Annotated in this window: 15 protein-coding genes; 1 reads left to right on the forward strand and 14 read right to left on the reverse strand. The window is 57.3% G+C overall.

Annotation, left to right across the window (positions count from 1 at the left end; genetic code table 11):
• Positions 1–8: 8 nt before the first annotated feature.
• The 12 genes from tolB to KW837_RS19100 all read right to left on the reverse strand — a co-directional run bounded on the left by tolB (position 9) and on the right by KW837_RS19100 (position 10,092).
• Positions 9–1,277: a Tol-Pal system beta propeller repeat protein TolB gene (gene tolB / locus KW837_RS19045; RefSeq protein ID WP_201060569.1), complete on the reverse strand. Its 1,269-nt coding sequence runs from the start codon at positions 1,275–1,277 to the stop codon at positions 9–11.
• 29 nt (positions 1,278–1,306) lie between these two features.
• Positions 1,307–2,386, reverse strand: coding sequence for a cell envelope integrity protein TolA (tolA, locus tag KW837_RS19050; protein WP_008072426.1), 1,080 nt, complete (start codon positions 2,384–2,386; stop codon positions 1,307–1,309).
• Entirely contained in the window at positions 2,386–2,838 is a 453-nt protein-coding gene (tolR, locus tag KW837_RS19055; RefSeq protein ID WP_162130599.1) for a protein TolR, read from the reverse strand. The genes tolA and tolR overlap by 1 nt, the downstream gene beginning before the upstream one ends.
• 23 nt (positions 2,839–2,861) lie before the next feature.
• On the reverse strand, positions 2,862–3,557 hold the full coding sequence (gene tolQ / locus KW837_RS19060; RefSeq protein ID WP_007897030.1) for a protein TolQ: 696 nt from the start codon (positions 3,555–3,557) through the stop codon (positions 2,862–2,864).
• The gene (gene ybgC, locus KW837_RS19065) at positions 3,547–4,014 is read right to left on the reverse strand and encodes a tol-pal system-associated acyl-CoA thioesterase (protein WP_007933231.1); all 468 of its coding nucleotides are present in this window, start codon (positions 4,012–4,014) and stop codon (positions 3,547–3,549) included. The genes tolQ and ybgC overlap by 11 nt, the downstream gene beginning before the upstream one ends.
• Positions 4,015–4,141: 127 nt before the next feature.
• On the reverse strand, positions 4,142–5,203 hold the full coding sequence (ruvB, locus tag KW837_RS19070) for a Holliday junction branch migration DNA helicase RuvB (protein WP_008006678.1): 1,062 nt from the start codon (positions 5,201–5,203) through the stop codon (positions 4,142–4,144).
• On the reverse strand, positions 5,204–5,821 hold the full coding sequence (gene ruvA, locus KW837_RS19075; RefSeq protein ID WP_007897033.1) for a Holliday junction branch migration protein RuvA: 618 nt from the start codon (positions 5,819–5,821) through the stop codon (positions 5,204–5,206).
• 115 nt (positions 5,822–5,936) lie between these two features.
• A complete protein-coding gene (gene ruvC, locus KW837_RS19080) occupies positions 5,937–6,461 on the reverse strand; it encodes a crossover junction endodeoxyribonuclease RuvC (protein ID WP_008147379.1) in 525 nt (174 codons plus the stop codon).
• A gap of 166 nt (positions 6,462–6,627) precedes the next feature.
• Positions 6,628–7,374 (reverse strand): YebC/PmpR family DNA-binding transcriptional regulator, encoded by a 747-nt coding sequence (locus KW837_RS19085; protein WP_008072427.1) that lies wholly within the window; start codon positions 7,372–7,374, stop codon positions 6,628–6,630.
• Positions 7,375–7,497: 123 nt separating this feature from the next.
• The gene (gene aspS, locus KW837_RS19090) at positions 7,498–9,273 is read right to left on the reverse strand and encodes an aspartate--tRNA ligase (RefSeq protein WP_008072428.1); all 1,776 of its coding nucleotides are present in this window, start codon (positions 9,271–9,273) and stop codon (positions 7,498–7,500) included.
• 122 nt (positions 9,274–9,395) lie between these two features.
• On the reverse strand, positions 9,396–9,617 hold the full coding sequence (locus tag KW837_RS19095) for an FmdB family zinc ribbon protein (RefSeq protein ID WP_010457489.1): 222 nt from the start codon (positions 9,615–9,617) through the stop codon (positions 9,396–9,398).
• 136 nt (positions 9,618–9,753) lie between these two features.
• Positions 9,754–10,092, reverse strand: a complete 339-nt coding sequence (locus KW837_RS19100; RefSeq protein ID WP_218397923.1) for a ribbon-helix-helix domain-containing protein — start codon at positions 10,090–10,092, stop codon at positions 9,754–9,756.
• A 464-nt stretch (positions 10,093–10,556) separates the two neighbouring features.
• Here KW837_RS19100 and KW837_RS28945 point away from each other — a divergent pair, with 464 nt between their 5' ends.
• Positions 10,557–11,159, forward strand: a complete 603-nt coding sequence (locus tag KW837_RS28945; RefSeq protein WP_007897045.1) for a cold-shock protein — start codon at positions 10,557–10,559, stop codon at positions 11,157–11,159.
• Positions 11,160–11,235: 76 nt separating this feature from the next.
• On the opposite strand, the gene KW837_RS19110 is transcribed toward KW837_RS28945, so the two are convergent.
• On the reverse strand, positions 11,236–11,442 hold the full coding sequence (locus KW837_RS19110; protein ID WP_050683199.1) for a SlyX family protein: 207 nt from the start codon (positions 11,440–11,442) through the stop codon (positions 11,236–11,238).
• Between the two features lie 3 nt (positions 11,443–11,445).
• Positions 11,446–11,871 carry an HIT domain-containing protein gene (locus tag KW837_RS19115; RefSeq protein WP_032830486.1) on the reverse strand — a complete coding sequence of 142 codons (426 nt, stop codon included), beginning with the start codon at positions 11,869–11,871 and terminating at the stop codon, positions 11,446–11,448.
• Positions 11,872–12,665: the final 794 nt, after the last annotated feature.

Here is a 12,665-nt window from a genome sequence, read left to right on the forward strand (position 1 = left end):
GCGCCGCGTCAGTTCAGGTAAGGGGACCAGGACGGTTCTCTGACTTCGCCTTGTGCGGTAGGAAGCGGGAGCCTCACGCGTCCATTAATGGACACGAGCATCAAGACTCCCCGGCCCTGCTGGCGGGTGGCGTAGATTACCATGGTGCCGTTGGGCGCAACAGTAGGTGACTCGTCCAGAGTGCTATCAGTGAGGATCTTTACACTACCGCGCTGCAAATCCTGGGCCGCCACCTTGAAATTGGTGAAGCCTTCCTGACGATGGATCATCACCAGGGTCTTTTCATCGGCCGACAGTTTAGGGTTGGCGTTGTAGTTACCGATGAAGGTCACACGCTCCGCACCACCACCGCTTGCGCTGGTTTTGTAGATCTGTGGCTTGCCGCCACGGTCGGAGGTGAAGTAGATGGTCGAACCATCTTTACCCCAGAACGGCTCAGTGTTGATGCCTTGACCGTTGGTGACGCGACTGATCTGACGCGAACCCAGGTTCATCACATAGATGTCCGGGTTACCGTCTTTCGACAGTACGAATGCCAGACGCTGACCATCCGGCGACCATGCTGGCGCACCATTCAGGCCTTCGAAGTTAGTGATCTGCTCACGGCGACCGGTGTCGATGTTCTGCATGAAAATGCGCGGACGCTTCTGCTCGAACGAGACATAGGCAATGCGCTTGCCATCCGGTGCAAAACGCGGCGACAGGATCGGCTCGCGCGATTGAAGCAGTGTCACGGCGCGGGCACCGTCATAGTCCGAACGTTGCAACGTGTAGCGAGTGTTCTTCTCGGAGAACCGCTCGGCCGTCACGTACAGCAGACGAGTCGAGAACGCACCTTTGATACCGGTGAGTTTCTCGAACGACTGGTCGGAGATGTAATGCGCCATGTCGCGCAGTTGATCGACGCTGCCCGACACGCTGCCAGTCAGCACTTGCTGCTCGGTGGCGACGTTGAACAGTGCGTATTGAACCTGCAGGCGACCGCCCGCTGGAACAATGCTGCCAACCATAATGTACTGGGCGCCAACAGCCTTCCAGTCACGGAAAATGATTTCGCTGGCCTGGCTTGGCTGGCTGATCATGTTCTGCTTTGGAATCGGTGCGTAGTAACCCGAGTTACGCAGGTCGTTACCGATGATTTCGGCCATGTCATCCGGCAGCACGGTGCCACCCTGGAAACCGAATGGCACTACGGCAATTGGAGTTGCCTGGGAGCTACCACTGCTGACCAGGATATTTTTTTCATCTGCCGTGGCCAGTCCTGCAAAGCAGAACATGACTACAAGCAGTCCTCGAAGAAGGTTTCTCACAAGGCTAGATCCTCAGGTGTGAATGTCATCTTGAATGAACGATAGGGTGCGAAATCAGCTGGCTTCAGACCCTGCATTTCGGTCAATCGACCAATATTTTTTACTGCCGCTACCGCTGAACTGTCGAACGGCACATCGCCACTGGAACGGGCAACCGATACGCCGGAGATCGTTCCGTCAGGCAGCATGTTGATTTGCAGGATCACTTTCATGCCCTTGCGGGCCGACGGTGGCTGCGCCCAACCTTCAGAAGCACGCGAGCGAATCAGGTCATCGAAGTTGCCGGCGACTTCGTCACCCTGCTCATCGGCCAAGGCCTGCTGACGCTGCGGCGTGTCGGAAAGCAAATCTGCCAGGGCCTGAGCCTTTTTCTCATCGACGGATTTACGTGCCGCTTCCTGCGATTTTTTCTTCGCGGCATCGGCAGCAGCTTTCTTCTTCGCGTCTTCGGCGACTTTCTTCTTCGCCTCTTCAGCTTCAGATTTCTTCTTGGCGTCTTCGGCGGCTTTCTTCTTCGCGTCTTCGACGATCTTTTTCTTCGCTTCTTCAGCGGCCGCTTTCTTGGCCTCTTCTTCAGCAGCTTTCTTGGCTTCTTCTTCAGATTTCTTCTTGGCTATATCAGCCAATTGTTTCTCTTCGGCCTTTTTGGCTTCGGCGGTCTTCTTGGCTTCATCGGCTTTCTTGGCTTCATCAGCCTTTTTTGCCTCTTCCGCTTTCTTCGTCTCGTCGGCCTTCTTGGATTCTTCGGCTTTTTGAGCCGCATCTTCCTTCTTTTGTTCCGCGGCCTTGATCGCTTCCTGCTCGATCTTTTTCTGTTCCATCTGTTCGACTTCGGTCTGGCGCGCAGCAGATTTCTGCGCTTCACCCGCAATCTTCTGATTGGTCTGGGTGGTCGCCCGACTTTTCGATTTCAACTGGTACAGGGTCGCCTGGACGATCGGCTTGGCCGGCGGCAGCTCCGGTGTGAAGGCGAAACTGACGAACAGCATGCCGAACACCAGCACGTGCAAGACAATCGCCCAGACACTAGGCCAGAAGTAGCTTTCCGAGGCGGACGGCTCTCGCATTTGCTGCATCAGGGTGCCTCGGTAATCAAGCCAACATTACCGACCCCGGCTTTCTGCAACCCGCCCATCGCGCCCATGACGGAGCCGTAATCGACGGTTTTGTCGCCACGAATGAATACCTGGGTACGCTTGCCGCCTTCAGTACCAGCGCGAATGATCTTGGTCACCGCGTCGGTCATTTGCGGCAAGGTCATGGCCTTGTCCTGCTGCTTATCAGTGTCGACTTCGCTGCCAAGGTTCCAGTAGTAGGTCTTGTCAGACTTGATCGAAATGGTCAGGACCTGAGTGTTGTTGTCCTGCGGCAAGGCTTCGCTGGAAACCTTGGGCAGATCAACTTTCACGCCCTGATTGAGCATCGGCGCGGTCACCATGAAGATGACCAGCAGTACCAGCATCACGTCGATGTAAGGCACCACGTTCATCTCGGCAACCGGCTTGCGCTTTTTGCGAGCTCGAGCGATTAAAGCCATTGGAAATTACCTGCTTATTCTTCGCTGGTGTGCACTTTGCGGTGCAGGATCGCCTGGAATTCATCGGCGAAGGTGTAGTAACGGCCCAGCAGGGTTTCGCTGCGAGCAGCAAAACGGTTGTACGCGATAACGGCCGGGATGGCGGCGAACAGACCGATCGCGGTAGCAATCAGTGCTTCGGCGATACCCGGGGCCACAGTGGCCAGGGTCGCCTGCTGGGCAGTTGCCAGACCACGGAAGGAGTTCATGATGCCCCAGACCGTACCGAACAGACCGATGTACGGGCTGACGGAACCGACGGTGGCGAGAAACGGCAGGCTCTGCTCGAGTTTTTCTTCCTCGCGGGAGATGGCCACGCGCATGGCACGGGCCACGCCTTCCATGACTGCTTCCGGGTCAACGCCCGACTGCTGACGCAGACGGGAGAATTCCTTGAAACCGGCACGGAAGATTTGCTCGACGCCCGAATCCGGATCAGGGTTGCTGCCGGCCTGACGGTAGAGTTTGGACAGGTCGATACCGGACCAGAAGCGCTCTTCAAAGCTCTCCAGGGCACGTCGACCGGCGCGCAGCAAGTTGCTGCGCTGAAAGATCATGATCCATGAGGTCACCGATGCGGCTACCAGGATCAGCATTACCAGTTGCACCACGATACTGGCATTGCTGACCAGGCTCCACATGGAGGAATGGTCGACGACGTTAGCTTCCACGCTTTATCTCCTGCTTTGAGTGTGTACCCGCGCCGCTCACGTCGGCAAAGGCCGCACGTAGAGCTTCGGGAATGGCCCGGGGTTTCAAACTGTTGGTGCGCACACAGGCCACCAGAAACTGCCCTTCGCAGAGCAGCACATTATCCGTAGCCCGCCTGACCTGCTGTTTGAAGCGCAGGCTGACCCGGTTCAATTCAATTACTTCAGCGCTTACCAGCAGTTCATCGTCCAGTCGCGCCGGCGCGTGGTAACGCGCTTCGCTGGAATGCACGACAAACAACAGGTCCTCCCCTGCCAGCGCCGACTGGGCAAAGCCCAGCTCCCGGAGCCGCTCGGTTCGAGCCCGTTCCATAAACTTGAGGTAATTGACGTAATACACGATGCCGCCCGCATCGGTGTCCTCGTAATAAACGCGACAACGATGTGCGAACGGCTCAAGCCCGTTTTGCGCGCGCATACTCTAGTGCTTACTCCTCAGGTTGCCAATCCGGCCAGGCAACTGTTTTTCATTGATTCGCGGCTTTGCGGCGAAAGTACGGTCCTGGGACAGCACAAACCCCGAATAAATCAGCGCGCAAAGGTTACTAATCGTCCACGGCATCGAGGAACTCGTCTACCACGGGCATCTCGCCTAATCGTGACGGGATGTTTAAACCGAAGTGCAGGTACGCATGTCGAGTGACCACCCGCCCCCGCGGAGTGCGCATGATATAGCCCTGCTGGATCAAATACGGCTCCAGCACGTCTTCAATGGTGTGACGCTCTTCGCTTATCGCCGCCGCCAGACTGTCCACCCCCACCGGCCCACCGTCGAACTTCTCGATCATGGTCAGCAGCAGGCGTCGGTCCTGATGGTCGAAACCACGCTCGTCGACATCCAGCAGATTCAGCGCCAGGTCGGCGATCGGTTTGGTGATGTGGCCTTTGGCGCGAACCTCGGCGAAATCCCTCACTCGGCGTAGCAAGCGGTTGGCGATCCGCGGCGTGCCACGGGCACGGCGGGCGATTTCGAAGGCGCCTTCCGGGTCCAGCGGCAAACCGAGAATGTTCGCCGAACGGCTGACAATCGTTGCCAGGTCGGCGGTGTTGTAGAACTCCAGACGCTGAACGATCCCGAAACGGTCGCGCAACGGGTTGGTCAGCATGCCGGCCCGGGTGGTTGCGCCGACCAGGGTGAACGGCGGCAGATCGAGTTTGATCGAGCGCGCGGCCGGCCCTTCGCCGATCATGATGTCGAGCTGGAAATCTTCCATGGCCGGGTACAGCACTTCTTCGACGATCGGCGACAACCGATGGATCTCGTCGATGAACAGCACGTCATGGGGTTCAAGGTTGGTCAGCAACGCTGCCAAATCACCCGGACGCTCAAGAACCGGCCCCGAGGTGCTTTTGATCGACACGCCCATTTCCTGGGCAATGATGTTGGCCAGGGTGGTTTTACCCAGTCCCGGCGGGCCGAAAATCAGCGTGTGGTCCAGGGATTCATTGCGCCCACGCGCGGCCTGGATGAACAACTCCATTTGCTCGCGAACGGTTGGCTGGCCAATGTACTCGGCAAGGCTGACGGGACGAATCGCCCGGTCCTGGACTTCCTCGCGGTCACGGGGCCCACCCGTGGCAGCGATCAGACGATCAGCTTCAATCACTTAGATCATTCCCTTCAGGGCGCGACGAATCATGTCTTCACTGCTCAAACCTTTCTCCTTGATCGCAGAAATCGCCTTGCTGGCTTCCTGCGGCTTGTAGCCCAGGGAAATCAGCGCGCTGACCGCGTCATTCTCGGCAGTGGCGACTGGAGCTGGCGCATCTGGCCCACCCGGCTGGTTTGGCACCAACGCGAACATCGCCGGCACGGTTTCCCACGCCTTGAAGCGATCCTTGAGTTCCACCAGCAAACGCTCGGCCGTTTTCTTGCCCACGCCCGGCACCTTGGTCAGGGCCGAAGTGTCCTGGGATTGCACGCAACGAACCAGCTCGTCGACCTCCAGGCTCGACATCAAGGCCAGCGCCAGTTTCGGCCCCACACCATTGAGACGGATCAGCTCGCGAAAAAAGTCTCGCTCGCGCTTGCCAAAGAAGCCATAGAGTAACTGCGCGTCTTCGCGTACGACCAAATGGGTGTGCAAGGTCAGCGGTTCACCGACCGACGGCAAGCGATAAAGCGTGGTCATGGGCACTTCCAGCTCATACCCCAGACCGTTTACATCCAGAATCAGGTGCGGCGGCTGTTTCTCAGCCAAAGTGCCGCGCAAGCGTCCAATCACGTTTCAGATCCTTGAGCCTTGGCCAGATCAGTGCTGGCGACTGACAGAACAAAGGTTTTGCGCCGACAGCACAGGCGCAAAACCCTCATTCCATAAAAAATGATTGCTGATGCTATCAGAGACGCAGACGCCCGCCACGACTGCGTGCTGTGCCCAGACCATGCGGCAACAGACTGGACCGGGTGTGAGCGTGGCAAATCGCGATGGCCAGGGCATCCGAGGCATCGATTTGCGGCTTGCTGGTCAATTTCAGCATGTGCATGACCATCATCTGCACCTGCTCCTTATTCGCCGCGCCGGTGCCGGTCACCGCCTGTTTGACTTGGGTCGCGGTGTATTCGGCGATTTCCAGGCTTTCCTCGGCGCCGGCCACGATGGCAGCGCCGCGGGCCTGACCGAGCTTGAGGGCGGAGTCGGCATTGCGGGCCATGAAGACTTTTTCGATGCCCATGGTCACCGGGCCGTAGGTCTGGATCACTTCGCGCACGCCCCGGTAGACGATTTGCAGGCGCTCGTGCAGCTCGCCGGAGCCCGTGCGAATGCAGCCCGACGCCACGTACACGCAGCCACGCCCGGTATCACGTACCACGCCATAACCGGTGATACGCGAACCGGGGTCGATACCAAGAATTAAAGTCATAACGCCTGCAGAAAGAGATCGCGGTGGCTTGAGGATAACTGTGTAGGAGCTGCCGAAGGCTGCGATCTTTTGATTTTCGATCTTAAAGTCAAAAGATCGCAGCCTTCGGCAGCTCCTACGGGTTTAGCGTAGGGCCTGGCAAGGGCTGCGATCTTTTATAAATGCATCAACCGAGCTGTGCGGCCACCGACTCCGGGATGTCCGCGTTGGAATACACATTTTGCACGTCATCCAGGTCTTCGAGCATATCGATCAGCTTCAGAACCTTCTCGGCGCCTTCCAGGTCCAGTTCGGCACTGGTGGTCGGCAACATGACGATTTCTGCGTCATCGCCCTTGAAGCCTGCAGCCTCCAAAGCGTTGCGCACGGAATAGAAGCCGGCGAACGAGGTGAACACGTCGATTGAACCGTCTTCGTGGGTCACCACATCATCGGCGTCAGCCTCCATGGCCGCTTCCATCAGCGCATCCTCATCCACGCCTGGCGCGAAGGAAATCTGCCCCTTGCGCTCGAACAGGTAGGCCACCGAACCATCGGTGCCGAGGTTGCCGCCACACTTGCTGAACGCATGGCGAACAGCCGCTGCAGTACGGTTGCGGTTGTCGGTCATGCATTCGACCATCACCGCCACACCGCCCGGACCGTAACCTTCATAGGTCAGTTCGACCATGTCGTCGGTATCGGCAGCACCGGCACCGCGGGCCACTGCGCGATCGATGATGTCGCGACTCATGTTCGCACCCAGCGCTTTATCCAGCGCCAGACGCAAGCGCGGGTTGGAGCCTGGATCACCGCCGCCCTGACGAGCAGCAACCGTCAGTTCACGAATCCACTTGGTGAAAATCTTGCCCTTCTTGGCATCCTGACGTTCTTTGCGGTGCTTGATGTTCGCCCACTTGGAATGACCCGCCATAACTCGCTCCGAATTATCTTTGAAACATTGCCCGCCACGCCATGATGCGCCGGCCAGCAAATAAAAATCTCGACCATTGTATAAAGAAAGGGCGCATCCGAAGATGCGCCCTTCTGGCCAGCCTTACTCAGCTTTAGGCGTTTCGCGCAGACGAATGTGCAGTTCGCGCAATGCCTTGGCATCCACCAGCCCCGGTGCCTGAGTCATGACGCAGGCAGCGCTCTGGGTTTTCGGGAAGGCGATCACTTCACGGATCGACTGGGCGCCGGTCATCAGCATCACCAGACGGTCCAGACCGAAGGCCAGACCACCGTGCGGCGGCGCGCCATATTTCAGGGCGTCGAGCAGGAAGCCGAACTTCTCTTCCTGTTCCGCTTCGCTGATACCCAGCAGGCGGAACACCGACTGTTGCATTTCCTTGCGGTGGATACGGATCGAACCGCCACCCAGTTCGGTGCCGTTCAGGACCATGTCGTAGGCACGGGACAGCGCGGTTGCCGGGTTGGCTTCCAGTTCTTGCGGCGTGCACTTCGGCGCGGTGAACGGGTGGTGCAACGCGGTGAAGCTGCCGTCGTCGTTCTCTTCGAACATCGGGAAGTCGACGACCCACATCGGTGCCCACTCGCAGGTCAGCAGGTTCAGATCGTGACCAACCTTGATCCGCAGCGCGCCCAAGGCTTCGCTGACGATCTTCGATTTATCAGCGCCGAAGAACACGATATCGCCATCAACTGCACCGACGCGATCGAGGATCACGTTGAGGTTAGCCTCAGGGATGTTCTTGACGATTGGCGATTGCAGACCTTCAACGCCTTTGGCGCGCTCGTTGACCTTGATGTACGCCAGGCCCTTGGCACCGTAGATGCCGACGAACTTGGTGTAGTCGTCGATCTTGCTGCGCGGCATGCTTGCCGCGCCTGGAACGCGCAGAGCGGCAACGCGGCATTTCGGGTCGTTGGCAGGGCCGCTGAACACCTTGAAGTCGACTTCTTTCAGTTGATCGGCAACGTCAACCAGTTCCAGCGGGTTACGCAGGTCCGGCTTGTCGGAACCGTAACGACGCATGGCCTCTTCGAAGGTCATGTGCGGGAAGTCGCCGAATTCCAGGTCCAGCACTTCCTTGAACAGGTTGCGGATCATTTGTTCGGTGATACCCATGATCTCTTTTTCATCGAGGAAGCTGGTCTCGATGTCGATCTGGGTGAATTCCGGCTGACGGTCGGCGCGCAGATCTTCGTCGCGGAAGCACTTGGCGATCTGGTAGTAACGGTCGAAGCCGGCGACCATCAGCAGCTGCTTGAACAGCTGTGGCGATTGCGGCAGGGCGAAGAAGCTACCGGCGTGAGTACGGCTCGGCACCAGGTAGTCGCGAGCGCCTTCTGGCGTGGCGCGGGTCAGAATCGGCGTCTCGACATCGAGGAAGCCGTTCTCGTCCAGGAAGCGACGGATGCTGGTGGTCATGCGCGAACGCAGACGCAGCTTCTCGAGCATTTCCGGGCGACGCAGGTCGAGGAAGCGATAACGCAGGCGGGTTTCTTCGCCGACGTCGGAGAACTCGTTGAGCGGGAACGGCGGGGTTTCCGCTTCGTTCAATACTTCCAGCTCGTAGCCCAGCACTTCGATCATGCCCGACGCCATGTTGGCGTTGGTGGCACCGGCCGGACGCAGGCGCACCTTGCCGGTGATCTTGACCACGTATTCGCTGCGCACGCGATCGGCGGCGGCGAAGGATTCAGCGCGGTCCGGGTCGAACACCACCTGGGCCAGACCGTCACGATCACGGATATCGAGGAAAATCACCCCACCGTGGTCACGGCGACGGTGAACCCATCCGCAAAGGGTAATTTCCTGGCCTTCCAGGCTTTCGTTCAGTTGGCCGCAATAATGGCTGCGCATCATGGTAGTGGTTTCACTTCTCGTAATTCGAAATTCGGTTGGAGGTCTTGCCGCACCCCCACACTTGAATAAGGTGCCGGATGATGCAAGAGCTCGCGCGTGTCATTCAGCCCGGGCGCTAGACCCTAGTCAGCTTTGTCGCCACCGGCCAGATTCTTCTTGGAACCGGTCTTGAAGTCGGTTTCGTACCAGCCGGTGCCGCTGAGGCGGAAGCCCGGCATGGACAGCATCTTTTTAAGCTCTGGCGCCTGGCAGGCAGGGCAGTCGACCAGCGGTGCTGCGCTGATCTTTTGAATGGCTTCCAACTGATGACCACAGGAAGCACATTGATAGTCGTACATCGGCATGGGGGTTGTCTCGGCGATCAGATTGCTACCGCGCATGCTGGGCTTTGCGGCAAAGGGCGGGATTATATCCATTAAATGCAGCCTGTGCAGCCGTAAGACTGCACAGACCGACACTCGACCCGATCAACCGCCATCGTCAAGCCATGATGGGGCAATTTCCTTCCTTCAGGCTGTGCACGACGCAGACAACCCGCACCAGCCCGGTGAAGTTCTTTACCCCGCCGTGACGCAGATGCACTTCGCGATCCACATGGGACAGCAGCGCACTGACCGAGCAGCAATTGACCTTGGCCATATCACCCAAAATATCCCAATAGACCTGTTCAAGCCGCAAGCAGGTCGCAAAGCCATTCAAACGCACCGACCGGGATAATGGCTGGGCCAGGCCCATATCGAATTCGCTGACAAATGAATCAATCCTCACGTCCTTGAGTGGACTGACCCTCCCCTCGCTTCGCCTGTCTTGATAAACCATAGCGTTGACACTCCTTTGCCATCCTTGCTGCTTATAAGAGTCATATTCCGTTTCCTTATAAAAGCGCAGGCGCACAGGGATATCTAGATGACTTTATGACCATCGACGTAGGATAAGCCAACAACTGAGGGGAGATCATGGAGCTCGTCCTAGGCCGGACGATTTCCTACGAAAACTGACGCAATGTCTTTCAGCGAAACGGCAAAAAGCCGCGCGAAACACAGCCGGCAAATAATACTCAGCAAGCGTCATGCACACAGCGGCCAGCGGGAGTACCGCTGGACTGCCTGATTTGAGTAGCTGCGGGCTTTGCTGTTAAATAGGCAGTGTGTCGCTACCGCCTATTTTCCGGGGGCTGCGCATAGGCTGATAGCGGGAACGTGTCCAACGCCTCTTATTGTTCCGAAGCGAACCGTGCTCCATCAGCTCTTCCTTGTGATCCGTCTTAACGTGAGTTAATCAAAATGTTGAAAATCGTCCACCTGCTAATGGGCGCAGCAGCCTTGCTGCTGTCCTTCATCCCTAGCCTGCGATCCGAAGCGCTACCTTACCTGCAACAACCCGATGCGCTGTACCTGGCCTTTTTCGGCCTGCTCAACCTCACCCTTGCACCTGTTATCCCTTACTGGAACAAAGGCCCACGTCATCAACTGCAAAACCTGGTCAGCGCCTTGCTGGTTCTGGCTGTGGTATTGCAAACACTGACATTGTTCGCCCCGATGCCTGTCATCGCCGGTCAACCTGCCGTTCTGTTCAGTCTGGTCGTTGCCCTGATCGCCATTCTTTTGCACCTGGCTGTCAGCTTCTACAAATCTTCACCGGCCGCCGCCTCGCCAAGCTATGACATGAGCAACCGCGATACCGGCACCGTCAAGTGGTTCAATACCTCCAAAGGCTTCGGCTTTATTTCCCGTGATTCCGGCGATGATATTTTCGTGCACTTCCGGGCAATTCGCGGTGAAGGCCACCGTGTTCTGGTCGAAGGCCAGCGCGTGGAGTTCTCTGTGATGAACCGTGACAAAGGCCTGCAAGCCGAAGATGTGATCGCCGCCCTGCCGCGTCGCTGATTCCAAGGCTAAAAAAAACCGCGAACAGCCCAGGCTGTTCGCGGTTTTTTTATGGCCTGCTCTTCACTAATGTGGCTCAGTAATGCGGCGGTGGCGCCTCTTCTTCGAAGGACTCGAACTGACCGGCCATTTCCTCTTGCCGCTTGAGCAATGCGGCCATTTGCAGTTGCAGGCGCTCCACTGCGCGTTGCTGCGTCGCCAGCACATCACTCAATGCCTGGATGGTGTCATCCTGGAACGCCAACTGGCTTTCCAGATCGGTAACGCGTTCTTCCAGGCTCATGTTTTAGCCCTCCAGAAACGTGAAGTCATCGGTCAACACCAGACGCAGCCGTTCGCGAATTGTCGCGATCTGCTCTGGACTGTAGGGTTTGGCCGGCTGCTTGCCCCAGACCGGAGCTGGCCAGGCGGCGTCCTCACGCTTGCGCACAATCACATGCATGTGCAACTGGCTGACGACATTACCCAGGGCCGCAACGTTCAACTTGTCCGCATCGAACGAGTCCTTGAGCATTTCCGCCAGCGCGGTGGTTTCCTGCCACAGCTGCTGTTGATCTGCGACATCTAATTGAAATATCTCACTGATATCCTCGCGGCGGGGCACGAGGATGAACCACGGGTAGTTCGAATCATTGGACAACAGCAACCGACAGAGCGGGAAATCGCCGATAGGCAACGTGTCTTGTTGAAGTCGTGGATCTAAAGCGAACACAGCGCACACTCCCTCTGGTGATCTTTTTTCAGCTTAGCGCCCCATTGCGAATGACGGCGCACCAAGCGACAGGACGGCAGCATACCTGCGAACGCCACACGCTTCACGACGAACTGCCACCGGCTGCGCCCTACGGGCGCCCCGACATGAGCCATTTTGATCCGGTATGCACCATGACAGAACCAGCCGCCGCACAAAAAATGCCGGAATGACCGATAAACGACGGGCCGTTCGAATCCACGACAAAGCGACACTGTGTGAATTCGGTACAACAATTGAAATTTTTTGCACCAAAACCGCACAACGCGTCTACGCTCAGTGCGTCAGCATCCGCTAACTACTCACTGGCGGGGTGAACCGGTAACGTTTTTGGTTGTCGCCCCCACTGGATCGATGTGGTAAACACGATGCGAAGCATGGCGTCAAGCTCAGGTAAAAAGAGCTTGAACCCCCGGTTTTATGAGGTTTTTACAGCAACAGGCAGGCCTTTGGAAAAAAACAGCAACAGAATTCCGATTTGTGCACGCTTGTTGCATTCACACCCGTATCGTCTATAAGCGCTCCGCTGGAAGTGGAAGCCTTAAGGCCAATAAAAACAGCGGCAGGGTTGCCCGATGGAGATTCAAGTGCAGGACAAGGGACTCTTTTTTACCGACGCTCAAGCCATGGAAAACAACGTTGAAGTTGTCAGTCCGATTGCGTCGGAATTGTGAATTTGCGACATCTACCCAGCCATTTGCGACAGGGTCGTAAAGAAGCTGAAAGGTTAGATGCGCAAGTATCGCCAACATGGT

Source organism: Pseudomonas sp. PDM24, from assembly GCF_019218905.1.
GTDB lineage: Bacteria > Pseudomonadota > Gammaproteobacteria > Pseudomonadales > Pseudomonadaceae > Aquipseudomonas.